General features: G+C 60.0%; 19 protein-coding genes. 5 read left to right on the forward strand and 14 right to left on the reverse strand.

Features of this window, described 5'->3' with window-relative positions:
- Window positions 1–24 precede the first annotated feature (24 nt).
- Window positions 25–336, forward strand: coding sequence for a hypothetical protein (locus ACFO3S_RS25780; protein ID WP_378102041.1), 312 nt, complete (start codon window positions 25–27; stop codon window positions 334–336).
- Between the two features lie 153 nt (window positions 337–489).
- Window positions 490–2,901 (forward strand): MMPL family transporter, encoded by a 2,412-nt coding sequence (locus tag ACFO3S_RS25785; protein WP_378102044.1) that lies wholly within the window; start codon window positions 490–492, stop codon window positions 2,899–2,901.
- A gap of 21 nt (window positions 2,902–2,922) precedes the next feature.
- On the opposite strand, the gene ACFO3S_RS25790 is transcribed toward ACFO3S_RS25785, so the two are convergent.
- The 13 genes from ACFO3S_RS25790 to ilvB form a co-directional block, all read right to left on the reverse strand.
- Window positions 2,923–3,570 (reverse strand): hypothetical protein, encoded by a 648-nt coding sequence (locus ACFO3S_RS25790; RefSeq protein ID WP_378102047.1) that lies wholly within the window; start codon window positions 3,568–3,570, stop codon window positions 2,923–2,925.
- A gap of 126 nt (window positions 3,571–3,696) precedes the next feature.
- The gene (locus tag ACFO3S_RS25795) at window positions 3,697–4,665 is read right to left on the reverse strand and encodes an aldolase catalytic domain-containing protein (protein WP_378102049.1); all 969 of its coding nucleotides are present in this window, start codon (window positions 4,663–4,665) and stop codon (window positions 3,697–3,699) included.
- A gap of 105 nt (window positions 4,666–4,770) precedes the next feature.
- Window positions 4,771–5,046, reverse strand: a complete 276-nt coding sequence (locus ACFO3S_RS25800) for a Fe-S cluster assembly protein HesB (protein ID WP_378102052.1) — start codon at window positions 5,044–5,046, stop codon at window positions 4,771–4,773.
- A 110-nt stretch (window positions 5,047–5,156) separates the two neighbouring features.
- The gene (locus tag ACFO3S_RS25805) at window positions 5,157–5,531 is read right to left on the reverse strand and encodes an IDEAL domain-containing protein (RefSeq protein WP_378102055.1); all 375 of its coding nucleotides are present in this window, start codon (window positions 5,529–5,531) and stop codon (window positions 5,157–5,159) included.
- 204 nt (window positions 5,532–5,735) lie between these two features.
- On the reverse strand, window positions 5,736–7,055 hold the full coding sequence (locus ACFO3S_RS25810; protein ID WP_378102058.1) for an MFS transporter: 1,320 nt from the start codon (window positions 7,053–7,055) through the stop codon (window positions 5,736–5,738).
- A 54-nt stretch (window positions 7,056–7,109) separates the two neighbouring features.
- Window positions 7,110–8,489, reverse strand: a complete 1,380-nt coding sequence (locus tag ACFO3S_RS25815) for an ATP-binding protein (RefSeq protein ID WP_378102060.1) — start codon at window positions 8,487–8,489, stop codon at window positions 7,110–7,112.
- A 240-nt stretch (window positions 8,490–8,729) separates the two neighbouring features.
- Complete coding sequence (locus ACFO3S_RS25820; protein WP_378102063.1) at window positions 8,730–9,155, reverse strand: hypothetical protein; 426 nt, start codon at window positions 9,153–9,155, stop codon at window positions 8,730–8,732.
- Between the two features lie 263 nt (window positions 9,156–9,418).
- Window positions 9,419–10,498, reverse strand: coding sequence for a 3-isopropylmalate dehydrogenase (leuB, locus tag ACFO3S_RS25825; protein WP_378102066.1), 1,080 nt, complete (start codon window positions 10,496–10,498; stop codon window positions 9,419–9,421).
- A gap of 560 nt (window positions 10,499–11,058) precedes the next feature.
- Window positions 11,059–12,255, reverse strand: coding sequence for an aminotransferase-like domain-containing protein (locus ACFO3S_RS25830; RefSeq protein WP_378102068.1), 1,197 nt, complete (start codon window positions 12,253–12,255; stop codon window positions 11,059–11,061).
- A gap of 19 nt (window positions 12,256–12,274) precedes the next feature.
- The gene (locus ACFO3S_RS25835) at window positions 12,275–13,825 is read right to left on the reverse strand and encodes a 2-isopropylmalate synthase (RefSeq protein WP_378102071.1); all 1,551 of its coding nucleotides are present in this window, start codon (window positions 13,823–13,825) and stop codon (window positions 12,275–12,277) included.
- A gap of 129 nt (window positions 13,826–13,954) precedes the next feature.
- Window positions 13,955–14,947 (reverse strand): ketol-acid reductoisomerase, encoded by a 993-nt coding sequence (ilvC, locus tag ACFO3S_RS25840; RefSeq protein ID WP_378102073.1) that lies wholly within the window; start codon window positions 14,945–14,947, stop codon window positions 13,955–13,957.
- 158 nt (window positions 14,948–15,105) lie between these two features.
- The gene (gene ilvN, locus ACFO3S_RS25845) at window positions 15,106–15,591 is read right to left on the reverse strand and encodes an acetolactate synthase small subunit (RefSeq protein ID WP_378102076.1); all 486 of its coding nucleotides are present in this window, start codon (window positions 15,589–15,591) and stop codon (window positions 15,106–15,108) included.
- Complete coding sequence (gene ilvB, locus ACFO3S_RS25850) at window positions 15,588–17,333, reverse strand: biosynthetic-type acetolactate synthase large subunit (protein WP_378102078.1); 1,746 nt, start codon at window positions 17,331–17,333, stop codon at window positions 15,588–15,590. The genes ilvN and ilvB overlap by 4 nt, the downstream gene beginning before the upstream one ends.
- Before the next feature lie 687 nt (window positions 17,334–18,020).
- On the opposite strand from ilvB, the gene ACFO3S_RS25855 reads away from it, so the two are divergent.
- Entirely contained in the window at window positions 18,021–18,464 is a 444-nt protein-coding gene (locus ACFO3S_RS25855) for a GNAT family N-acetyltransferase (protein ID WP_378102081.1), read from the forward strand.
- A gap of 17 nt (window positions 18,465–18,481) precedes the next feature.
- Here ACFO3S_RS25855 and ACFO3S_RS25860 read toward each other — a convergent pair whose 3' ends face one another.
- Entirely contained in the window at window positions 18,482–19,018 is a 537-nt protein-coding gene (locus ACFO3S_RS25860) for a hypothetical protein (protein WP_378102084.1), read from the reverse strand.
- Window positions 19,019–19,629: 611 nt separating this feature from the next.
- Here ACFO3S_RS25860 and ACFO3S_RS25865 point away from each other — a divergent pair.
- Window positions 19,630–20,259, forward strand: a complete 630-nt coding sequence (locus ACFO3S_RS25865; RefSeq protein WP_378102087.1) for a YfbR-like 5'-deoxynucleotidase — start codon at window positions 19,630–19,632, stop codon at window positions 20,257–20,259.
- A 523-nt stretch (window positions 20,260–20,782) separates the two neighbouring features.
- Window positions 20,783–24,583: a glycoside hydrolase family 10 protein gene (locus ACFO3S_RS25870; RefSeq protein WP_378102088.1), complete on the forward strand. Its 3,801-nt coding sequence runs from the start codon at window positions 20,783–20,785 to the stop codon at window positions 24,581–24,583.
- Window positions 24,584–24,625 lie beyond the last annotated feature (42 nt).

A 24,625-nucleotide genomic window follows, 5' to 3' on the forward strand; every position in this document is an offset into this window, starting at 1 on the left:
ATTGGCAAGGAGGATTGACTGGCTATGGAATCGTACGACCTGGCGGAGCTGGCCGTCTCTCAGCACGCCCATAGATGGAACCTCGTCTTCTCGCGCGCCAGGCTGATGGTCGTGTCCGATCACGGCACCCGCCTCTGGTACGTCGACATCGACGGCATGGCCGACGGGGAACTGCTTCAACGGTTCGCCGATTCGGACTCCATCGAAGTTCAGATGACCGCGACGACTGTCGGCGGCAAGAAGCTGTCCGGCAGCGGCTTCTTCCATCCGAACCCGCGCCGCCTCGCAGCCGCCATACGGGGGGACGGGCCCCTGATCGGCTACGGAGCGCCTTAGGCCGCTGCAGTCGTGTCATGAAGCGAAAAGGCTGATCTTCGTCCTCTGCCGACGGGAATCAGCCTTTCTCGTGCCGCCGCGTGCGGCCGCGCAAGCCGGAACGCGGCCGCTGCAGCCGCTGCCCCAACCTGCCGAAGAAGGAGGAAGATGACGTTGGAAAAGTGGGTCCGAACGATCGCCAAGCTCCGATGGGCCGTGCTGGCGGCCTGGCTTGCGGGCGCGCTGCTTTCCTGGCTGGCGCTGCCGGATCTGCAGACGATATTAAGACATTCCGAGCAGCGCTTCCTTCCGGACGACGCCGACTCCGTGCAGGCTGCGCGCCTGCTGCAGCTGATCGATCCGGATCATCGCTCCCTCTCCAGTGCCGTCCTCGTCTTCTCCAGGGAAGAAGGCCTGCGGCCGTCCGACAACGACTGGATGGATCGGATGCTCCTGGAGCTCGACAGCCGCAAGACCGAGCTCGGCGTCGCCGGCGTCGTGTCTTCCCTCAGCCGGCCCGAGCTCTCCGATCGGCTGATCAGCGCGGACGGAACGACCCGGCTGGCGCTGATCAGCCTGCCGAGCGCCGACTTCGAGGACCGTACGCGGGAGACGCTCGGCCAGCTGAAGCGCATGCTCGGCTCCGCACCGGACGGCGCGCAAGCCGCCTTGACCGGCAGCGCTCCGCTGTCCCAGGACTTTCAAAGCTCGGCCGAGCAAGGACTGCGGCGAACCGAGTGGTTAACGATCGGACTCGTCCTGGCCATACTTCTGCTGCTGTTCCGCTCCCCGGTGACGCCGATTGTTCCGCTTATCACGATCGGCATCAGCTTCGTCGCTGCAGAGGGGCTGCTGGGAGCGTTCGCTCAGTGGGGCATTCCGGTGTCCCATTTCACCGAATCGTTCCTGATCGCGGTGTTATTCGGCGCAGGAACGGACTATTGCATTTTGCTGATTCAGCGCTTTCGGGAGGAGCTGCTTTCCGGGGACGGCGGCCGCGTCGAAGCGCTCGAGCGCGCGATGAGGGGCGTGGCCCCTACGATCGTCTACGCCGCCAGCACCGTATTCGCCGCCTTTCTGCTGATCGGTCTGTCCGAATTCGGCCTGTACCGCTCCGCCGTCGGCGTAGCGCTGGGCATGCTGATCACCGTCGCGGCCGCCTTGTCGCTGGCACCCGCTCTGCTGCTGATCTTCGGCCCGGCGGCGTTCTGGCCTGCTCGCCGCGCTGCTGCCGGCCGTCCGTCCCGGCTCTGGAGCAAGCTGGCCGAGCTTTCCGCCAGACGATCGGCGCTCGTGCTGATCGTCTCGGTCGTCTGCCTCGCGCCGATCGCTCTGCTGTTCCACGGTCAGCGGACGTTCGACGACCTGTCCGAGATCGACCCGAAGCTGGATTCGGTCGCCGGTTTCCGCCAAGCGGAAAAAGCGTTCAGCGCCGGAGAGGTGTTCCCGGTCACGATCGCGGTCACGGCCAAGCAGTCGATGCGGACGACGTCCGGCCTGGCTGCTCTGGAGCAGGTCAGCGCGGAGCTGGCCCGGCTGCCCTACGTAAGCGAAGTGCGCAGCGCCGTTCGTCCGCTCGGGCGGAAGCCGGGGGAGCTGACGGTCGCCGGCCAGCTGCGCGGTCCCGACGTCGGGACCGTCCTCCAGTCGCTGATCGGCGATCAGCAGACGATGATGGCCGGTCTCCGCCAGATCGCGCTTCATTCCGCTCCGCTCAGCCAGGGCATGCTCGGCATTCTGTCCTCCGTTCGTCAGGTGCAGGACGGACTCGGCCAGCTGCTGACGTCCCAGCTCGGAAGCTGGAACCGGCTGACGAAGTCGGCTTCGATCGGGGGAGCCTTCGCGAATAGCGAATCGGCCGAGCTGGCGCTGGATTACTATATCGCGCCGGACGGACGAACGGCGAAGTTCGAGCTGCTGCTCTCGCCGCATCCCTACTCCGACGAAGCGATGGACGCGATTCCCGAGCTCTCCGGATTCGTCCGCGCCAGCATGGACGCGACCTGGCTGGAGGAGCCGCAAGCGTTCGTCACCGGAGTGTCGGCCAAATACGGGGAGCTGCGCGACATCTCCTGGCGGGACTTCGCCCGCACCGGACTGCTCGTGCTTGCCGGGATCGCCGTCGTGCTGGCGCTGCTGCTGCGCTCGGCGCTTCAGCCGCTGTGCATTCTGATCTCTCTGGGCTTGAATTACTTGGCGACGATGGGGATTCTGGAATTTCTGTTCGTGAAGGGGCTCGGCTATGCCGGACTGTCGTGGAACGTATCCTTCTTCGTCTTCGTCATCATCGTGGCGCTGGGCGTCGACTACAGCATCTTCCTGATGGCCAGGTACAAGGAGGAATCCGCACGCGGGAGCTCTGCGGAGGCGATGAGCGCGGCCTTGTCGAAGACCGGAGGCATCATTCGGTCGGCCTCGGCCATTATGGCGGGCACGTTCGGCGCGCTGGCTTTCTCCGGTCTGGATACGCTAGTCCAGATCGGGGCCGGCGCCCTGATCGGCCTGCTGCTGTACGCGACGCTGTTCATGGGCCTGATCGTGCCCGCCATGATTCATCTGCTCTCCTCCAGACCGCGCAGACGGTAATCCGCACGCTCCCGGGCGAGCTTAGTCGTCGCGCAGCGCGCCGAGATGGCCCTCCAGAAAACGCATGACCGCTTCAAGCTCCAGCTGCTGCACGTATTCCAGTCTTTCGCGGGCCTCGTCGTCCCCGATGCGGTACGCTTGCATGGCCGCGGCCGTTACGAATAAATAAGGATTCCAGCTCCCCTGGGTCGCGATCTTCCCTGCAGCTTCGCGCGTCGGGCCGTTCGCGATCGGATGCCGCCCGAGGTACGCCGCCGCCCGCGCCTGCAGCCCATGGTAGGCGGGATGGCTGCCCGTCCGGCGAAACCAGTAGTTGGCGTTGTCGAAATCCCCCTCCCGCCGATGGATGATGCCGTGCAGCAGCATCGCCGTCGGCGTCCCAAGCCGCTCGACCAGATCGTGCGCCCTCGTTAAGCTGTCGTTCCACAGATGCAAGGCGGCCAAATACGCGGCGGCCTCCGGTACGGCGTCCGTCCGGCCTCCGGACAGCCATTCCAGCGACACTCGCCCCAGCTCCTCGTCGATACCGGGGTGCCATGCGCCGCCGTCCGGCATAAGCGCAGGCAGCCGGCTGCGGGTGCCCAGTCTGCGAATGACGTTCGCGAGGCGAATCGTCTGAGCGGACTCGTCCGCTTCCGCCGCATCGCGGCGGTGCTCCGTCGTTCCCATCGTAATCGCCCTCCATCCTTGCCATCTTTTGACAAGACAATAGCGCATTTAACGATTTTTGTCAAAAAAATCCGCATCTCGAGCCTTGGGGGCCCGCGATGCGGAGGATTTGAAAATGCTGTCGAGTTATTTGCCTTGGTACACTTCCGGAGTCGTCATCTTGTCGTAAAACTCCGTGAACAGGTCGCGCTTGTCCGAAGCTCTCCAGCCCATAGCGGATCTCGGGTGCTCGTCCAGCGTGCCGGTAATCATGTCGGGGATCAGGTAGCCCCATTCTTCCTTCTCGCGCAGCTTGATCATATGCTTCTCGATCATGCCGAGCACCGGGCGAAGATTGTACTCCGGACGGGTAAGCTTGGCGAGCAGCAGCTCGGTCGGCGTATTGCCGGCGGCGCGGCCCATGCCGAAGACGGAGGCGTCGAGCAGCTCGACGCCGAGCTGCGCTGCAGTCAGCGTGTTGGCGAACGCCAGCTGCAAATTGTTGTGCGTATGAACGCCCAGACGTTTGTTCTTCAGCGAACGGCTGAACTTCTCCACCAGGTAGCGGATGTCGTCGGGATCCAGGCTGCCGTAGGAATCGACGATGTAGACGACGTCGATCGGGCTGTCGTTGATCATCGCCAGCGACTCGTTTAACTCGTTGTCCATAACGCCGGACAGCGCCATAATGTTGATCGTCGTCTCGTAGCCGCGCTTATGGAAAAGCGTGCCGAGCTCGATCGCCTTCGCGGTGTCTCGGGCGTAGCAGGCGACGCGAATCAGATCGAGCATCGACTCGCTGCGCTCGAGCACGTCGTTCTCGTCCACGCGACCGACGTCGACAAGCGCGGACAGCTTCGTACGTTTCTTCTCTCCGATCACCTTGCGTAGAAAATCGTCGTCCAGAAATCTCCACGGCCCTTCCTTCCCTTCGCTCTTCAGCAGCTTGGGGGAATTTTTGTAGCCGATCTCCATATACTCCACGCCGGCGGCATTTAACGACTCGTACAGATCCTGCACGAACTCCACGCTGAAATCCCAGTTGTTGACCAGCCCTCCGTCGCGGACGGTGCAGTCCACGATCTTGCAGTGATTCGTCTTGCTATGTACCGTCATGATTCTGAATTCTCCTTTTCTCGGCCCGCGGTTACCTGTGTCTAAATATAATGATTATTAGTTTACATCAAACCGCGCGGGTTTGCTACCTTTAATCGATCGGCTTCAGGAGAATTGGAACACGATGTCTTCGCCATGGCAGTCGATGCGCAGGCTTCTGCCCTCCAGAAACCAGACGTCCTTGCTCTCCATGTAGAAGATCACCTTGTCGGCGACCGTCGTCACCGCGGCGTCGATCGGCGTATCTCTCGTGATGCCGAAGGCAAAAGGAAGCTCCCCTCCGCTGACATAACGCACGAACACTCTTACCGTTTCCCCGTCGGCGATTCCCCATTCCCCTTTGAAGCATGACAGCGCGGAAGGCGTAACGATCAGTTCCATATCCAACACCTCATTTTTCCGTTATGGGTACCTTTTCATTCTACATCCAACCGTCCGATAAAGAAATGAGCCGGATCACAGGGGATCCGGCCCACTCCAACAACGATCGTTCAAAACCTTGCCGAATATCCGAGCCGATTGGCGGGTGGGAGGCTTGGGAAGGAAGCTTCGCCGGAAGGGCGTCCGGTTCCGGAGCGAGCGCCCAACGAGCGGGTCAACTCCATGAACCACGGCTCGTCATGAGTCGCCAGCGCCAGATCGATCAGATTGTACAGAGAGCTCTCCTCCTCCAAGGCGTAGGACGGAAGCTCGCGAAGCCAATGCTCCAGCACGGAGGCCGATTTGCCGATCGACTCCTCGTTGTCGGAGCGGACGACGTACACCTTCGCCAACCCTTTTACGTGATCTATCGTTTCGATAAATCCGTGAATGAACTCTCCGTTTCTCGTCTTGGCTTGCACCCAGTCGCCGATTGCGAATTTCATGTTGCTCACCGCCGCTTCTGTAATGGAATATCAAACTGTAATAACATCATTTACACTTCGGAGAAAAAAATCGGCGATCCGCATGCTGCCTGCTCGCCGTCTATTTCGTCATCCGTTGTACTGTAATTATAAGTATTACAGTTAAAAATGTCAATCCGTCGGTCGACGGCTTCGCAGCCGCGCTGCCGACTTCTTTTGTATACTTTATGCATTTCGGCGAACCGAGGTATGGGCATCGGCCCGGCCAGACGCCGATCGGCTTCGGAACACGAACGGAGCGACCGTCAGCGCCAGCGCCATCAAGGCCGAACCGGTGAAGGCGGCGATGCCGTACGTCTGCAGCCATATCGGCCCCCCGGCCGCCTGGTCGTACAGCCAGCCGCCCGCGATCGGCCCGATGAAGCCGGCGATGCCGGTTAGGGCCGAGAAAACGGCGACATACATCGGCCTCTCCGATTTCGGAGAGTCTCCGATCAGAAAATTAAAGACGAGCAGATTGTAGCCGGCCAGACCGAAGCCCAACAGCACATGCACGGCGATCAGAATCAGCAGCGCCGGCAGGAGGACCATGCCCGCCCAGATCGCGCACGAGCCTGCGATGATCGGGAAGGTCCAGAACAGAAGCGCGTTCGTCGAGTACCGGCTGTTCAGCAGCCCCCAATAATAATAGCTGATCATCATAACCAGGTTCTGCAGCATGATGATCAAGGTGACCTGGCTCGCGCTGAGCAGCATCACTTCGAGCATCACGTACGAGAACAGCGGGATGGCGACATTCTGCAGCAAAATGAACAAAGCAATGAACAGCGTCGCCGCCAGAAACCGGCGATCCCTGAACGGACGAACGAACATGCGGAGCGATCTCCCACTCTCCGAAGGCTGAAAGGGCGGATTCGGGTATCGCGTCAGCGCCCAGCCGTTCCAGACGACGCAGGCGGCGCTGATTCCGAACAGCACGACGAATCCCCACGTCCCCGGCAGCCATTCCATAATCTGCCCGCCAAGCAGCAGCGTCATACAGACGACGGCCCAGTGCACCGTGTTGCGAATGCCGAAATATTTGCCTCTGACGCTCGGAGGAACGACGTCCGCCATCAGAGAGGTCCAGATGACGCCCCCGGCCTGGCCGGCAGTCATACAGACGAGCCATATGGCCAGGTAGACGGGTATCCAGCTGTTCTCGGGGAATACGAGCGGAATCAGCCCGGTCGCGACCCACATCGTCCGATGGACGATGCCGAACAGCGCGACGAAAAACCGGCGATTATGCCAGCTCTGCATCGCGAACGCGATCAGCACCTGAATGAGCAGGGCAAAGGGCGGAATGGCCAGAACGAGCCCGATATGAAACGCCGAAAACCCGAGATAGGTCAAATAAACGGTCTGCAGCGGACCGCCGAGCAGGTTGCCCACAATATTCGCGGGTATGCCTTCGATTATCGAAATTCGTAAACCTTTGCGATTCTCGGACTCGCTTCTGCGAATCGCGAACGCTCGCTTCATCCCCCTGAGCCAACCGCTCATCGATGCTCCCCCATGCTGTGCCGAATCTATGCTTTTACTCGCATTCTACTCCTTTTAATCCACGTATGGCAAATAAATAATAAACTCGGTTCCTTCGTGTATTTGGCTGTCGACCTGGATGGTCCCTCCATGGTTCGTAATAATCCGGTAGCTGACCGACAATCCCAGTCCCGTACCCGCTTCCTTCGTCGTGAAGAAGGGATCGAACAGCCGGTTCAGCGTCGCTCTCTCCATCCCCTTGCCGTTGTCCCTGATCGAGATGACGGCGAACGGGCCGTCCGTTCGGGCGGCAATATCGATGCGGCCCTTCCTCTCTCCGATCACGTCCTGAATCGCTTCCATCGCGTTTCTGATCATGTTCAGCAGCACCTGCTTGATCTGCTTGACGTCCACGGAGACCGTCATGGCGGGATCGAAGTTCTCGTAATGGATTTCGCAGTTTTTCATATGGGCTTCGCTCTCCGACAGCAGAATCGTCTCCCGGAGCAGCAGATCCACCAGCACCTTCTGCTTCATCGGAGCGGACGGCTTGGACGAATTCAGAAACTCGTAAATAATATCGTTCGCCCGGTCGATCTCCGACAAAATAATTCTTCCGTACTCCTGCTTGCCGATCTCCTGCAAATAGGGATTCAACAGCTGAATGAAGCCTCTGATGGAGGTCAGCGGATTGCGGATCTCGTGGGCGATCGCCGCCGCGATCTTGCCGAGCATCGCCAGCTTGTCGTTCTGGAAGGCCGCCTGCTCGATCAGCTTATACTCCGACACGTCCTTCACGCTGACCAGGTAATCCCCGTCCAGCTCCTCGGGCTGCGAGAGGCTCACCAGCAGATGACGGCCGCTGGCATCCTGGAACTCGTCGTGGCAGCGGCGATATCTCACCCACCCCCGATAAATTCTGAAAATATGCCTGCGGACGGTCAAGCTCAAATTTCCATGAAAAAAAAGCCGGTGCAGCGTGCTTCCGATCAGCGCTCTCCGGGAAGCCTTCAGCAATCTCGACATCTGCACGTTCACGAACCGAAGATTCCCCGCGGCATCGAATAACGCGATACCGCTGTCCATATGTTGGAGAACGGTTTCAAATTTGTTGGCGTTCGTTTGCTGCATCTGCTCCGAATGAATTTTGCCCGCATCGTATAGAAACTGGTCCGGATCGTACTCCTCCTCGGCGGCGGCCGCCTCCGACATTCGCAAGGAAACGAGCAGTTCGGTAATAAACAAAAGGGACCGGTGGACAATCGTCATCCGGTCCTCAGGCTCCGCGCAAGAGAGCAGAAACTTTACGCTTTCTTCATGATGTCTTAGAATAACGGATGCCGGCAGTCCGCTCAACTTTTCCCTTAGCTCCTCGACTTCCGAAAGAACGACATGTTTGCCGCACTGGACAAACTCAGCAAGAATCGGAAAATAACGCGCTTTCCAGCCGTTCATACGAGAATCCTCCATTGCCAGAGCAGTCTCAGAACCCTACCCGCTTCAAATTAACCAAATCATATCCATTAACGATCGCCGGTGTCAACCGAAGAAGTTGTCGACCTGTGACGAAAACCACAATTCGTCCAATCGCACGATTCTTGTCGAACTCGCTTAAAAAAAGGGGCGGTCCGGCCAAGTTCGTAAAACCTGTTCGGACAGCCCCTGCATTCGTTTCCTGTCATGAGATGGCTCGCATCAGACCGCTCCTCCCGGAGCCCGCTTCAGCTTCAGCTTGTGACGTCTTTGGCTGAGGACGATCAGCCGCTTCTTCAGCTGCTGCTGCCATTCCGCGTCCCCGATCTCCTTGGCGAAGGTGAGCAGATCCAAAGACATGTCGATCTGACTCTGCACGATGGCCATCGGATCTTCCTCTTCGTTATTCACGCAATTCTCGTGGAGCGCTTTGTCCGATTCGTCGACGTAGTCCTGGAAGTCGACTTCAGATGCTCCGTCGCCGTGCGCATATTCGGCCAGAATCTCATATTCGTTCTCTACCATATAATGGACTTCAACCCGATGGCACACGGGACAAAACAGAATCGGTACATTGTGAATTCTAGTCCGGTAATGTTTTAGCGTCCCTTTCGTGCCGATCATGCTGGCTCCGCAGCAAAAGCTCATCGTCTTCCCTCCCTGAATCGCGAAATCGGTTCCTTTATTCTTCTCACTATATTCTCTGCGCATGAACACAATTCCTGCCGGCCGGGCAACTACCCGGCAAAAACGTCTTCGGCTTTCTCCGGGGTACGGAGCCTCAGGCGACACGCCGTCATTGCCGGAGATCGGTATTTAAGGATAGCGAATTTTGCATTTTCTGAATCGTGGACGAAAAACTCCCCGGAGCTTGCTTCCGGGGAGCAGGGTAGGGCATGGCATGCAGGCGATTAACGAGCCAAGGCTGCGACAATCAGATCGCCCATCGCGCTCGTGCCGATCGCCTTGCTCTTGTCGACGGCGATGTCGCCTGTGCGGTGACCGGCGTCAAGCACGTTCTTAACGGCCGTCTCGATCGCGTTCGCCGCGTCTTCGTAGCCGAACGTCAGACGGAACATAAGCGCGACCGACAGAATCGTCGCGATCGGATTCGCGATGCCTTGTCCGGCGATGTCGGGCGCAGAGCCGTGCACCGGCTCGTACAGGCCGAAGCTGCCTTCGCCCAGCGAAGCCGAGGAGAGCATGCCGATCGAGCCGGTCAGCATCGCCGCCTCGTCGCTCAGAATATCTCCGAACATGTTCTCCGTCACGATCACGTCGAAGCTCGACGGACGGCGCAGCAGCTGCATCGCGCAGTTGTCGACGAGCACGTGCTCCAGCTCGACATCCGGATATTCCGGCGCGATGCGGTTCACCGTCTCTCTCCACAGGCGGGACGTCTCCAGCACGTTCGCTTTATCGACGGAGGCGAGACGCTTGCTGCGCTTGCGCGCCACTTCGAAAGCCTGGCGTACGATACGCCCGATCTCCGTCACGTTGTATACGCAAGTGTCGACGGCTTCCTGGCCTTGCGCGCCGTCGCGGCGGAATTTCTCGCCGAAGTAGATGCCGCCGGTCAGCTCGCGAACGACGATCAGGTCGGTGCCTTCCAGCACTTCCGGCTTCAGCGTCGACGCGTCCTTCAGGCAGTCGAACACGACCGCCGGACGAATGTTGGAGAACAGGCCGAGCGCCTTGCGAATGCCGAGCAATCCCGTCTCCGGGCGCAGCTCCTTCGGATTGTTGTCCCACTTCGGACCGCCGACCGCGCCGAGCAGCACGGCGTCGGAATTTTGGCAAATGTCCAGCGTCTCTTGCGGAAGAGGCGTCCCCTTCTCGTCGATCGCGATTCCGCCGAACAGCCCATGCTCGAACTCGAACTTGTAGCCGAACAGCTCTTCCGTCTTCTTCATGACTTTAATCGCTTCCGCAACGACTTCCGGACCAATTCCGTCGCCGGCGATGACGGCGATTTTCTTGACTTCTGACATGTTCCGTATCCACTCCACCTGTAGGTTATAGTTGTCCAATGAGACTTTCTCTCAATTGTAGCCTAGTTTGCTTCTGATTGAAAATATATAATAACTATCGTTTCTATAGGCAACGCCTATGCCCCTTCGCCAACCCCCGTAGAAGCCGCTCCTAGGCATCTTCTTGGCCTTCGCTCTCTCGCCAACGCCCCATCGATGCGCACTGTGGCACCCTATTGGCCTTCGCGCTCAACTGAGCGGACGGGATATCGGGAGAAGAGTTAAACCCAAGCAACAACGCCTTCGGCGTTCTCTAGACGCAGAATCGCGTTTTTGTCGGAGGGATTCAGAAAAGGATAGCGCATTTTATACTTGCTGAATCACGCACAAAGGGTTGAGCAAGGTTACCTCCTTGCTCAACCCCCTCCGTACGCTCTTCGCCGCCCGCCTTATTTCGCCAGAACGCTCAGGCACCGGCACCTTTTCTCACCAGAAAGCCTCATGCACCGTCTGCCTTATTTCACCAGAACGCTCATGCACCGTCTGCCTTTTCTCCCCAGTACGCTCATGCACGGCCTGCCTTATTTCACCAGAACGCTCTCCATCGCCTGGTTCAGACGCTGCATGCCGATGACGGTGCCTTCGGCATCGTTGTGCGTGAAGTTAAGCCGCATCGTGTTGGTGCCCGAGCCGTCCGCGAAGAAGGAAACGCCCGGCACGAACGCCACGCCCAGATCTACGGCCGTCTTCAGCAGCTCGGCGGTGTCCACCGACTCCGGAAGAGTCAGCCAGAAGAACATGCCGCCCTTCGGCTCGTTCCACGTCACGCCCGGCCACATCTGCTGCGACAGCAGCTCGGCCATCTGGCGCATGCGGGCCTCGTATTCCTTCCGTACGAATTCAATGTGCCCCGCCAGATCAAAGTGCTCGATCAGTTGATGGAGCGCCTGCTGATCAAGCGAGCTCGAGTGCAGATCCGCAGCCTGCTTGGCGCGGGCCAGGTGGCGGATCACCTCTGGATCGGCCATGACCCAGCCGGTGCGCAGCGCCGGAGCGACCGTCTTCGAGAACGTGCTCGTATAGACGACGCAGGAGCCTTGCGGATGTTGATCCAGAGAAAATAAAGAAGGATAAGCGACCGATGAGTCGCCGAACTTCAGCTCGCCGTACGGATCGTCCTCCAGGATCAGCGCATCGCTCGCCCGGCACAGCTCCAGCACGCCCTTGCGCCTCTCCAGGCTCCATGCCTTGCCGGTCGGATTGGAGAACGTCGGGATGACGTAGACGAGCTTGGGCCGATGCAGCTTTAGCTTGGCCGCCAGATCGTCCAGCACCATGCCGTCCTCGTCGGCTTCGACGGATACGAGCGTCGCTCCATAGGAGCGGAATACCTGCAGCGCCGACAGATAAGTCGGCTTCTCGACCAGGATGACGTCTCCCGGGTCGATGTAGATGCGCGTCAGCAGATCGATCGCCTGCTGGGAGCCGGTCGTGACGAGCAGATCGTCCGGGGTAATCGTCACGCCTTTAGGGGCCATCCACTTGCAGATGCTCTCGCGAAGCGGAAGGAAGCCCTCTGTCAAGCCGTATTGCAGCGCCTTGTTGCCCGCGGCCAGCACCCGATCGAACGCCTCCCCGATGGCCGCCACCGGAAAGTGCTCCTCCGCAGGCAAACCGCCCGCGAAGGAGATAATCGATTTTCTCTGCGTCAGCTTCAGAATCTCGCGAACCGCCGACGAGGAAAAGGAGTCCAGCCTTTTGGAATACCGATAGTTCATCCGAAGCTCCCCATTTCTGTTAGATCAGAGTGACGTTGTCGCGCTTGTTGCGCGCTGGCGCGTTGCGCTTGTCGACCAGCCGGTTCAGCGCGTCCACGTACGCCCGGGCGCTCGCCTCCAGGATGTCCGTGCTGACCCCTCGGCCTTGCGCCGAATTATCCCCTTGCTTCAGAACGACGTGAACTTCGCCCAGAGCGTCCGCGCCGTCCGTCACCGACTTGATCGTGTAGTCGTCCAGCTCTACTGCCTCGCCAGTCAGCGCGTTGATCGCCTGGTAGATCGCGTCGACGGAACCGTTGCCCTCGGACTCCTTCTTCGCGATGCCCTGCTGCGTCTTCAGCGTAACCACCGCCGTCGGAGTGGCGTGGCTGTCGAACGACACGACCAGCTTCTCCAGGGCGAACACCTCCGGCGTCTCGACCAGCTTCTCCTCCAGCAGCGCGCGAATGTCCTCGTCGCTGACGTTTTTCTTGCGGTCGGCCAGGTCCTTGAACTTGCCGAACGCGGCATTCACTTGATCCTCCGTCAGCTGTTCGTAGCCGAGATCGATCAGCTTCTCGCGGAACGCGTGGCGTCCGGAGTGCTTGCCCAGCACGAGCTTGCTGTCCCGCAGGCCGATCGTCTCCGGGGAGATGATCTCGTACGTCGTCTTCTCCTTCAGCACGCCGTCCTGGTGAATGCCGGATTCGTGCGCGAAGGCGTTCGCGCCAACGATCGCCTTGTTGCCCGGGACGACCATGCCGGTCAGCTTGCTGACGAGACGGCTCGTGCGCGCGATCTCCTTCAGGTTCAGCGTCGTCGTCGCCTGGAAGAACTCCGCCCGCGTCGCCAGCGTCAGCGCCACTTCCTCCAACGCGGTATTGCCGGCGCGTTCGCCGATGCCGTTAATCGTGCCTTCCACCTGGTCGGCTCCGTTCAGAATCGCCGCCAGCGCGTTCGCCGTCGCCATGCCGAGATCGTCATGGCAGTGGGCGGACAGCTGGATGCGCTCGATTCCCGGCACCTTCTCCTTCAGCACCTTAAAAATGTTGCCGAACTCCTGGGGCGTCATGTAGCCGACCGTATCCGGAATGTTCACGACAGTCGCTCCGGCATTGATCGCCATCTCCGTCACCTGGCACAGGTAGTCCAGCTCGGTTCGGCCCGCGTCCTCGGGGGAAAACTCGATTTTGTCGAAATACTGCTTGGCGTAGCGGATCGCCCGGTCCGCCGTCTCCAGCACCTGGTCCTTATCCATCCGCAGCTTGTGCTGGCGATGAATCGGCGAAGTCGCAAGAAACAGATGAATGCCGGGGTCCTCCGCGCCTTTAAGCGCTTCCTTCACCGCGTCGATGTCCTGCTCCCGGGAACGGGCCAGGCCGATGACGGTTGCGTTCTTGACCGCCTTGGCCACGGCGTTAACCGCCGCCAGGTCTCCCGGGGAAGCCGCCGGAAAACCGGCCTCGATGCGGTCCACGCCCAGCTTCTCCAGCTGCAGGGCGATCTCGACCTTCTCCTGGGTGTTCAAGTTAACGCCCGGCGATTGCTCTCCGTCGCGAAGCGTCGTGTCGAAAATATAAATTTTTCTCATGTCGGGGGGTTACCCGCACCTCCTGATGCAAATCTTGGCTATCTTCAAATTATAGCACACCGATTGTCGATGTTTAACAAAAACCCCGGCAGCGCTATGCCGGGGTTTCGTATCCGCGAGTGGCGGCTATTATTTTTGGATCCAGTGCATCAGGCCGCGCAGCTGCGAGCCGACGACTTCGATCGGATGCTCGGCTTCGTTGCGGCGGGTAGCCGTCAGGAACGCGCGTCCGGACTGATTCTCGAGGATGAAGTCGCGAGCGAACTTGCCTTGCTGGATGTCGGCCAGCACGCGCTTCATTTCCTTCTTCGTCTCCTCCGTCACGATGCGAGGGCCGGTAACGTAGTCGCCGTACTCCGCCGTGTTGGAGATCGAGTGGCGCATGGAGGCCAGGCCGCCTTCGTACATCAGGTCGACGATCAGCTTCAGCTCGTGCAGGCACTCGAAGTAAGCCATCTCAGGCGCGTAGCCCGCTTCGACAAGCGTCTCGAAGCCGGCTTTGACGAGCGCGGAAGCGCCGCCGCACAGAACGGCTTGTTCGCCGAACAGATCGGTCTCGGTCTCTTCCTTGAACGTCGTCTCGATGACCCCCGCGCGGGTACAGCCGATGCCCTTGGCATACGCCATGCCGATCTCGAACGCTTTGCCCGTGCCGTTCTGATGAATAGCGATCAGTCCGGGAACGCCGAAGCCTTCGACGTAGGTGCGGCGGACCATGTGGCCCGGCGACTTCGGAGCGACGAGCAGAACGTCGGCGTCCGCCGGAGCGACGATCTGGCCGAAGTGTACGTTAAAGCCGTGGGAGAACATAAGAGCTGCGCCCTTTTTCAAGTTCGGCTCGATTTCGTTCTTATATACGCTTGCTTGCGTTTCGTCCGGCATCAGAATTTGCACGACGTCCGCTTTGCGCGTAGCGTCTGCGACGGACAGAACCTCGAAGCCGTCGTTGCGCGCGCTCTCCGCGGATTTGCCTTCGCGAAGGCCGATAATGACGCTCACGCCGCTGTCGCGCAGGTTTTGCGCTTGCGCGTGGCCTTGGCTTCCGTAACCGATGACTGCGACCGTTTTGCCTTTAAGGGCGCCGAGATCGGCGTCTTTTTCGTGATACAAGTTAACTGCCATTGAACTGTGTTCCTCCTTAAAATAAGTCAATATTTGTCGACCCTCGAAGCGGGCGTTCCAAGAGAGACGGCTCCGGCGGCCCGGTTGCGAGCGCCGGGATTCTCTCCTCGAATACCCGCTCCGCGGGTACGATAAGCTTGTCCGGGCCGAAGGGCTCCTTATCGGGCGCCCCGGTTCATCGCCGTTACGCCCGTCCGCGACAGCTCGCGGATGCCGTACGGCTTCAGCAGCTCGATCATCGCGTCGATCTTGTCGGAATCGCCGACGACCTGAACGATCAGGGTCGACGGGCCGATGTCGACGACCGCCGCGCGGAACGTCTCCACGATGCCGAGAATTTCGGGGCGCATCGACGGCTCGGCGCCGATCTTGATCAGCGCGAGCTCGCGCCCGACCATCGGGTTGCCGCTGACGTCGACGACCTTAATCACGTCGATCAGCTTGTACAATTGCTTCTGAATCTGCTCCAGCGTATGGTCGTCGCCCGTCGTGACGATGACCATGCGGGACAGTCCCGGTTCTTCGGAAGCTCCGACGGTAATGCTTTCGATATTGAAGCCCCGGCGGCCGAACAGGCCGGAAACCCGCTGCAGCACGCCGGGCTGGTCGTTAACGAGTATCGCTATCGTATATTTACGGTTCATTCGGCATCCCCCATGATCATCTGGTCGATCGTACTCCCTTGGGTAACCATCGGATAGACGTTTTCGTTCCTGCGAACGACGAACTCCACGACCGCCGGACCCGGATGCTCGAGCGCTTCCTTCCATACGCGAAGGGCGTCGTCCTTGCTGGCGGCCCGATAGCCTTTCACACCGTACGCTTCGGCCAGCTTGACGAAATCCGGGCTGCCGGCCAGGTCGATATGGCTGAAACGGTTCTCGTGAACCAACTCCTGCCACTGGCGAACCATGCCGAGCACCTGGTTGTTGATAATGACGACCTTGACCGGAATGTTGTTGATCGCGCAGATCGCCAGCTCTTGGGCGCACATCTGCATGCCGCCGTCTCCGTTGATCGAGACGACCGTCCGGTCCGGGTTGCCCATCTGCGCGCCGATCGCGGACGGGAAGCCGAAGCCCATCGTTCCGAGACCGCCCGAGGTCACCCAGGAGCGAGGCTTGTTGAACGGATAATACTGCGCCGCCCACATCTGATGCTGGCCGACGTCCGTCGTGACGATCGCGTCGCCGCGCGTCGTCTCGTGAATCATCGAGATGACCCATTGCGGCTTCAATTCCGTATCGGAATCGACGTAGGAATAAGGCTTCTCCGCCTTCCATTCCTGAATCTGCTTGCGCCATGCGTCCGCCTTAGGCGCGGGTTTGGCAAGGGCGTTCGCCTGCTGCAGCACCGCCTTGACGTCGCCGACGATCGGAATGTCGGTCGGCACGTTCTTGCCGATCTCCGCCGGGTCGATGTCGATGTGGACGATCTTCGCGTTCGGCGCAAAGCCGGAAAGCTTGCCCGTGACGCGGTCGTCGAAGCGGGCGCCGATGTTGATCAGCAGATCCGCCGACTGGATCGCCGTGTTCGCCGTCCAGGTGCCGTGCATGCCCGGCATGCCCATGTGCAGCTCGTTCCCGCTCGGGAAGCCGCCGAGACCGAGCAGCGTCGTCGTCGTCGGAATGCCCGTCTTCGTAACGAACTCGTACAGCTCCTCGTGCGCCCCGGAGTAGACGACTCCGCCGCCCGCAAGAATGACCGGCTTCTCTGCGTTCTCGATCGCTCGAAGCATTTTGTCCAGCTGGTTTTTGTTCGGCTGGACCGTCGGATTGTAGCCGCGAAGCTGAACGCCCGATACCGGCTGGAACAGCGTCTTCTGCGCCGAGACGTCCTTCGGAATGTCGATGAGCACCGGGCCTTTGCGCCCGCTATTAGCGATATGGAAAGCTTCGTGAATGATGCGCGGCAGATCCTCCGCCTTGCGCACCAGATAGCTGTGCTTCGTAATCGGCATCGTGATGCCGACGATATCGGCCTCCTGGAAAGCGTCCGTCCCGATCAGATGCGTCGCGACGTTGCCCGTAATGACGACCAGCGGCACCGAATCCATATAAGCGGTCGCGATTCCCGTGACCAGATTCGTCGCTCCCGGCCCCGAAGTCGCGATGCAGACGCCGACTTTGCCGGTCGAGCGGGCGTAGCCGTCCGCCGCATGAATGGCCCCTTGCTCGTGTCTCGTCAGCAGATGGTGGAAATCGTCAAAGCCGTGCATGGCGTCGTAGATGTAGAGCACCGCGCCGCCCGGATAGCCGAAGACGCACTCCGCACCCTCCAATAACAGACTGCGAAGCAGCATTTCCGAGCCGGAGATCACTTCCGGCTTGCTCCATTTTGCGATCAATTCTTCCTTGGACTTGATGGTAGTTCCCTGTGCGCTCATCTTTTTTCCTCCTTTCAACGAATCAAGCAAAAACCCCTTCGGCGTCCTCTAGACGCGGAATCGCGTTTTTGTCGGAGGTGATTCAGATCAGGATAGCGAATTTGATCCTTTCTGAATCACCAAGCATAAACGGCTCACGTCGTCCTTGGGATCGGCGGGAACCTATTTATGTCAGAGGTGACTCAGATCAGAATACGAACTTTATTCTTCCTGAATCACCAAAAAAGCCCTTCGTCCCGACGTCAATACGACGTCTAGGGACGAAAGGCTAATAGCTTCCGCGGTACCACCCGAGTTTGCCGGTCACCTCGCGATGACGGCCTTATAAAGTACGAGGCAGTCCTGTGCCGCCTGTCATACTTCAAGCGCAATAACGAGCGCCAATCCGATTCTCCCTAATGAGCCTTGCGGCGGTTCAGGGGAACAGCTCCGAGGAGACTTCGCAAACAGGGATTAAGGCACCGGTCTCAGCTAATCCGACGCTCTCTGAGCATAAGAGCCCTATTGCTTTTTCCTCATCACAGCTATTGAATGTCGATTTAGCCTTAATTATATTCTCCGGCTGGACATTCGTCAATACACATTCTTCGCCGTTCCGTTCGGAACGACTTGTTCATACGTTATAAAACCTTGTGCCCGCTGCCCTTGCGTCCATATCGAACTTCGATCGATCGAGGAGGAACCGAAGTGATCCGATGGAGAAGAGCCCGCGACGACAAAACGATCGTCGAGCTCGTCCGCACTCAGCTCGTGCCGATCTCCCCCTGGCAGCACCCCGGAGACGGCAGGCTGCACACCGATATCGTCCGGCGTCTGCGCAGAGGAGCGACGCTGGTCGCCTCCAGCACGCTCAGAAGTCCGCCGCTCGGCTTTCTGCACATGGAGTTCCGGCATCCGAAGCTGTTCATCGATCTGCTGGCCGTCGATTCTCGGCATCAGGGCAGAAGGCTGGGAACGCAGCTGATGCATCGGGCCGAGAACTGCGGACGGAGCCGGGGCTGCACCGAATCCCGCGTATTCGTCGACGTCGGCAATGACCGCGCCCTGCATTTCTATCGCAGATTAGGCTACGATACGCTGGGCGTCATCTCCGCGCTGAAAGCCGTCGAGCTGGTCAAACCGTTGAATTAAGCTTCAGCAGCGGCAGCTTACCACCAGCCGCCCCCGAAGCCGCCGAAGCCTCCGAAGCCTCCCCAGCCGAAGCCGCCGGCCACCGTGCCCAGCGCCAGAACGTCGAACAGAACCAGCGGAAGGATCGCGCTTGTTCTCGCCTTCCGACCTCGAGGCTGCTGCAGAAACAGCTGGTTTCCGGCAACCCGGATCAGCTTGCCCGTCGCGATCGAGCCGTCCCGGCGAACCGCATAAACCTGCTTGCCAACCAGCTTCTGCGCTTGCGAACGGGTAACGTGCGCCATCTCGAATCCTCTCCCTTCTATGCTCGGACGATGGAGCCGCTCGCCGGCGCGCCAAGACGGCGAGAATGCGAGCTGCGGTTGTCCGTCATCCTGCAGCATATGATCGGAAGGCTTGTCGCGCTTGTACCTCTGTCCGCGTCCGGCAAAAACGGGGCTCCCCGCGGCAGAGCCGTCTAGGTTCGCCCGGATCCAAAAGCAAGCGCCGGGAGACGCCTCCACGGAGAGGGCTTGCGGCTCCGCGATCGGTGGCGTGCGATCGGTGGTAGGCATCTGTGGTGTGCATCCTGCTCGGCAACGTCTAACGGTTACAGTGGCGCTTAATCGATCGTTTTCCCGAAAAAGAAAAAGCTAACGGTTGCCACCACGCTTATTTTGAGGTTATCGAGCGAAACGGCGCGTGTTCAGCTGAAATAGCCGCTGCTGCAACCGTTACAATCTCCGTACTGCGAAAATGGCACAATTAGCGGCTCTGGCAACCGTTACGTTAGCGGGTTGGCGTAGGTTAGCGGATTGGCGTAGGTTGGTGGGCTGTCGGGGGGTGGTGGACTGGCGTAGGTTGGTGGATTGAGCGTAGGTTGGTGGGCTGCTAGCGTGGGTTGGTGGGGTGGCGCAAGTTAGCGAGAGTGGGCCTTTGTTCGCGATGACCGTCAGGACTCCGCCCGTATCGCCTATAGCCCCCGCCTCTTGTCTTCGTAAGTCACCGAGCAGATGGTCCCCCCGCATTGCCTTCCCGCCCGGGATCAGGCCGATAGCGTTCCGCGCCGCGCGACATTTCTATCGGCCGAGCAACTTTCAGTTAACCTTCCGTTCACATCCCGATAACATACCGACCGTATACTGAATGTTAAGCAACTCAATTTCACCTGGGAAGGACAAAGCCTATGGGAATTCATACGTATTTTCAGTCGTTGACCGACCTGGAGCGGATCATTCGATGTCCGGGAAAATTCAAGTTTCAGGAGCACAGCGTGTCGGCTCATTCCTGGAAAGTTGTGCAGTATGCGAAAACGCTGGCCGACATCGAGGAAAGCAACGGAGTCGCCATCGATTGGAAAAAGCTGTACGAGATTACGAGCAGTCACGACTACGGCGAAATCTTCATCGGAGACATCAAGACGCCCGTCAAGCATTCCTCGCTCGAGCTGCGGGCTATGCTGCAGCAGGTGGAGGAAGGGATGATCGCCCACTTTATCGACGAGCATATTCCCCCAGAGTTTCGGTCGATCTTTCGACGGCAGCTGCGGGAGGGCAAGGACGATTCGGTGGAGGGGCAGATTCTCGAGGTCGCCGACAAAATGGATCAGATTTACGAGGCGTTCGCGGAGCTGCAGCGAGGCAATACGGAAAAGGAGTTCGTTACGATGTACCGGAACGCCTTGATTAAAATCAAGCAAATCCAGCTGCATTGCGTCGATTATTTTCTGAGAAACATATTGCCCGATCTGGTCAGCGAAGGCTCGCGGTCGCCGATCGACATCGAGCGAATCACGAACGAAGCTTTGGCCTCCTAGCTCTTCCCGCCATTCGCGCATCGCGCCCCTCTCCCTCAATTTGCACTCTCTATCTGCATTCTCCATCTGCACTTTCCATCGCATTCCCCATCGCACTCTCCATCTGCACTCTTCACCGCACTCTCAATCTTCACTCTTCACCGCATTCTCCATCTGCCACTCTCCACCGCACTTTCCATCCGTACGATCCATCTTCACTCTCCACCGCACTTTCTATCCGCCCCCAACCGCACTCTCCATCTACACTCTTCACCCGCCATCTCTATCCGCACCCCAACCGCATTCTCCTCAGCACTCTCTATCCACATTCTCCATCCGCACTTAACCATTTCCGCAGCATACCGCTTTCTCTTTCCTTCGCGCCGTGGGCTTCTTTAAAAATTACAGTAAGTTGTTAAGTTCGCCGGGTAATGCCCGCTTCCGATCCCCGATATAATCAGCCTTAGGAAAGGAGGTTTTTTCGTTTTTCGTGTAAGCGCTTCACCGATTTGCCGCATTCATATTTGAAGGGGGAATGTCATTCATGCCCGGAAAATTCAAGCGAATCGCCTCCCTGGCGCTGGCTTTCGCGCTGCTTGCTCCGTCGCTCGGGGCCGGTCCCGCCGCGGACGCCGCCGAAGCGGAGGAGGCGACGATCTACCGTGAAACGTTCGCAAGCGGGACGGGTCTGGCCGCGCCGTCCGGCGGCGCCAGCCTGACGCAGGTAACAGACAAGGCGTTCGAAGGCAACGAAGACGGCGCGGCTCTCTATGTGAGCAGCAGAGCGAATAACTGGGACGCGGCCGATTTCGGGTTCGGGGCGATCGGCCTCGTGAACGGCCAGACCTATACGGTAACCGTCCGGGGATACGTCGACGAAGACGAAAGCGTGCCCGCCGGCGCTCAAGCCTATCTGCAGACCGTAGACAGCTACGGCTGGCTGGCCGGGGCGGATCTGGTCGCCGGAGAGCCCTTCACGCTAACCGGAGAACTCACTGTGGATACGGACAAGGACAGGGCGCTGCGCGTTCAGTCGAACGATACCGGAGCCGCGGTCCCTTTTTACATCGGAGAGATTTGGATTGCCGGTGAGACGGCCCCTGGCGAGGAGCCAAGGCCGCCCGCTCTGAATTTCGCCCCCATCACCTTCGAAGACCAGACGGCGGGCGGATTTACGGGCCGTGCGGGGACGGAGACGCTGACCGTCACCGACGAAGCCAATCATACCGAGGGCGGCTCTTACGCGCTGAAGGTGGAAAACAGGAGCGCCGCTTGGCACGGCCCGTCGCTGCGCGTGGAGAAGTACGTGGACAAGGGCTACGAGTACAACGTAACGGCTTGGGTCAAGCTGATCGAGCCCGCCAGCTCCCAGATTCAGCTGTCCACACAGGTCGGCGAAGGCAGCAGCGCCAATTACGTGCAGCTGTCGGCCAAGACGATAAGCGCCGACGACGGCTGGGTTCAATTCCAGGGCTCCTACCGTTACAATAACGTCAGCAGCGAATATTTGACGATTTATGTGGAGAGCTCGAGCAACGCCAACGCCTCCCTCTATATCGACGACATCCGCTTCGAGCGGACCGGCTCCGGCCCGGTCGTCATCCAGGAGGATCTCGTGCCGATTAAGGACGCTTACCGGAACGACTTCCTGATCGGCAACGCGATATCCGCGGAGGATCTCGAGGGCGTGCGGCTGAAGCTTCTGAGCCTGCATCACGGCGTCGCCACGGCCGCCATGAAGCCGGACGCTCTGCAGCCCGAGAAAGGCAGCTTCACCTTCGCCGCTGCGGACGCGATGGTCGACCGCGTATTGGCCGAGGGCATGCAGATGCACGGGCATGTGCTCGTCTGGCACCAGCAATCGCCTCCGTGGATGAACACCGCGGACGGCAGTCCCTTGGGGCGAGACGAGGCGCTCGACAATATGCGGACCCATATCCGGACCGTTCTGGAGCATTTCGGAGACAGAGTCATCTCCTGGGACGTCGTTAACGAAGCGATCAACGACAACCCGCCCGATCCGTCCGACTGGCAGGCGTCTCTCCGGCAGACGCCCTGGCATCGCGCCATCGGACCGGACTATGTGGAGCAGGCGTTCCTGGCCGCCAGAGAGGTGCTGGACGAACATCCGGAGTGGGACGTCAAGCTGTATTACAACGATTACAACGAGGACAATCAGAATAAGGCCCAGGCGATCTACCATATGGTGAAGGACATCAACGACCGGTATGCGCTGGCGCACCCCGGGAAGCGGCTGATCGACGGCATCGGCATGCAGGGGCATTACAACGTCAACACGAATCCGGAAAACGTAAAGCTGAGTCTGGAGAAGTTTATTTCGCTGGGCGTAGAGATCAGCATCACCGAGCTGGACATTCAGGCGGGAAGCAACTACGAGCTGCCCGAGCGGCTGGCCAACGCCCAAGGCTACTTGTACGCGCGGCTTTTCGATCTGTTCAGAACCTACGCCGCCCAGATCGAGCGGGTCACGTTCTGGGGTCTGGACGACAACACGAGCTGGCGCGCTTCCTCCAACCCGCTGCTGTTCGACAAGAATCTGCAGGCCAAGCCGGCCTACTACGGCGTCATCGACCCGGACAAATTCATGGCCGAGCATGAGCCCGAAACGACGGAAGCGAACCGGTCGAACGCCATGTTCGGCACGCCCTCGATCGACGGAACGGCGGAAGGAATCTGGAGCCGAACGCCCGCCATGCCGGTCGAACGGTACCAGACCGCCTGGCATGGAGCGGCCGGAACGGCCAAGGCGCTCTGGGACGACCGGAATCTGTACGTTCTGATCCAGGTCAGCGACGAGGAGCTCGACAAATCGAGCCCGAACGCGTGGGAGCAGGATTCCGTCGAAGTGTTCCTGGACGAGGACAACGGCAAAACGACGTTCTATCAGAGCGACGACGGGCAGTTCAGAGTCAATTTCGACAACGAAGCTTCGTTTAATCCGCCGGCGCTTGCCGACGGCTTCGAGTCGGCGGTTCGGGTGAGCGGGACGAACTATACGGTCGAGATGAAAATTCCGTTCCGCGCGATCGCGCCGGCCAACGGCCGGACGATCGGCTTTGACGCCCAGATCAACGACGCCCGAGGCGGCGCCCGTCAAAGCGTGGCCGCATGGAACGACACGACCGGCACCGGATATATGGACCCATCCGTCTTCGGCGTGCTGACGCTTCTCGGCAAGGGCGGCGGCGGGGGAAGCAGCGGAAGCGGAGGAAACGGCGGAAGCAGCGCTGACGACCCGTCCGCAGCCGTCGAGGACGGCGCGATTAAGCCCGGAGTCAAGACGGAAGACGGACGCGCGATCGGAGAGATCTCTAACGACGACTGGACGAAGGCGCTTGAGCAAGCGGCCTCCGATGCGGACGGGCGGAAGCAGATCGTCGTCGAGGTGGCCGCTCAGGAGGAGGTGGACGAATACGAGATTCGGCTGCCTGCCCGAGTGCTGGAAGACACCGAGAGCTTCCGGCTTACGATCATCACGCCTTACGCGACGCTCCGGATTCCCGGCAGCTTGCTGGCCCGATCGGCGGGCGGCGCGGAGCAGCTCTCCGTCCGAATCGTCGCCAGCTCCGGAGAAGCGCTGGACGACGGCGTTCGCGGCCGGATCGGCGACCGTCCGGTTATCGAGCTTCATCTGGAGGCCGACGGCAGCCTCGTCGCATGGAACGCGCCCGATGCGCCCGTCTCGGTATCCATTCCCTATAAGCCGACGGCGGAGGAGCTCCGCCGTCCGGAGCATCTCGTCGTATGGCACATCGGAGAAGACGGCTCCGCGACCCCGATATCGAACAGCCGCTATAACGCGGCCGGCGGTGCGATCGAGTTCGATACGGCTCATTTCAGCGCCTTCGCAGTCGGGTTCGCCCTCTCCACCTTCGAGGATGCGGGGAACGTGCCGTGGGCCAAGCCGGCGATCGACGTCATGGCCTCGCGTGGCGTCCTTCAAGCCGCCGAAGACGGCCGTTTCTCTCCCGGCGCCCCGATCTCCAGAGCGGAATTCGTCGCGCTTCTGGCGAAGGTGCTGGAGCTGCCCGACACGGACGGCTTCGACGACGGGCTGGCGCCGGCTGACGGCGGCCTCTCCCGCCAACAGATGCTGACGCTGACGAGCAGCGCCCTCGCGGCGGCGGGCAAGCCTCTCGAGACGGGCGGGACGCTGGACGCCTTCTCCGATGCCGAGAGCGTTCCAGGCGGCGTCAGAGACAGCGCGGCAGCGCTTGTAAAGGCCGGCATCATTAACGGCAAGAACGGCAAAATCGCCCCGAACGATCCGCTGACGCGGGCCGAAGCGGCCGTCATTCTGTACCGCGTCTGGAAGCTGTCTTAAGGCGAGCTTACACCAAAACAAGCCCCGGGCAGCCGGGGCTTG

Origin of the sequence: Cohnella hongkongensis (genome assembly GCF_042654645.1) — a bacterium.
Classification (GTDB): domain Bacteria; phylum Bacillota; class Bacilli; order Paenibacillales; family Paenibacillaceae; genus Cohnella; species Cohnella hongkongensis.

Bases quoted from the DNA above. Each gene is read 5' to 3' on its own strand.
- ACFO3S_RS25780 (WP_378102041.1), top strand. From the start codon at position 25: ATGGAATCGTACGACCTGGCGGAGCTGGCCGTCTCTCAGCACGCCCAT.
- ACFO3S_RS25790 (WP_378102047.1), bottom strand. From the start codon at position 3,570: ATGGGAACGACGGAGCACCGCCGCGATGCGGCGGAAGCGGACGAGTCC.
- ACFO3S_RS25795 (WP_378102049.1), bottom strand. From the start codon at position 4,665: ATGACGGTACATAGCAAGACGAATCACTGCAAGATCGTGGACTGCACC.
- ACFO3S_RS25800 (WP_378102052.1), bottom strand. From the start codon at position 5,046: ATGGAACTGATCGTTACGCCTTCCGCGCTGTCATGCTTCAAAGGGGAA.
- ACFO3S_RS25805 (WP_378102055.1), bottom strand. From the start codon at position 5,531: ATGAAATTCGCAATCGGCGACTGGGTGCAAGCCAAGACGAGAAACGGA.
- ACFO3S_RS25810 (WP_378102058.1), bottom strand. From the start codon at position 7,055: ATGAGCGGTTGGCTCAGGGGGATGAAGCGAGCGTTCGCGATTCGCAGA.
- ACFO3S_RS25815 (WP_378102060.1), bottom strand. From the start codon at position 8,489: ATGAACGGCTGGAAAGCGCGTTATTTTCCGATTCTTGCTGAGTTTGTC.
- ACFO3S_RS25820 (WP_378102063.1), bottom strand. From the start codon at position 9,155: ATGAGCTTTTGCTGCGGAGCCAGCATGATCGGCACGAAAGGGACGCTA.
- leuB (WP_378102066.1), bottom strand. From the start codon at position 10,498: ATGTCAGAAGTCAAGAAAATCGCCGTCATCGCCGGCGACGGAATTGGT.
- ACFO3S_RS25830 (WP_378102068.1), bottom strand. From the start codon at position 12,255: ATGAACTATCGGTATTCCAAAAGGCTGGACTCCTTTTCCTCGTCGGCG.
- ACFO3S_RS25835 (WP_378102071.1), bottom strand. From the start codon at position 13,825: ATGAGAAAAATTTATATTTTCGACACGACGCTTCGCGACGGAGAGCAA.
- ilvC (WP_378102073.1), bottom strand. From the start codon at position 14,947: ATGGCAGTTAACTTGTATCACGAAAAAGACGCCGATCTCGGCGCCCTT.
- ilvN (WP_378102076.1), bottom strand. From the start codon at position 15,591: ATGAACCGTAAATATACGATAGCGATACTCGTTAACGACCAGCCCGGC.
- ilvB (WP_378102078.1), bottom strand. From the start codon at position 17,333: ATGAGCGCACAGGGAACTACCATCAAGTCCAAGGAAGAATTGATCGCA.
- ACFO3S_RS25860 (WP_378102084.1), bottom strand. From the start codon at position 19,018: ATGCCTACCACCGATCGCACGCCACCGATCGCGGAGCCGCAAGCCCTC.
- ACFO3S_RS25865 (WP_378102087.1), top strand. From the start codon at position 19,630: ATGGGAATTCATACGTATTTTCAGTCGTTGACCGACCTGGAGCGGATC.
- ACFO3S_RS25870 (WP_378102088.1), top strand. From the start codon at position 20,783: ATGCCCGGAAAATTCAAGCGAATCGCCTCCCTGGCGCTGGCTTTCGCG.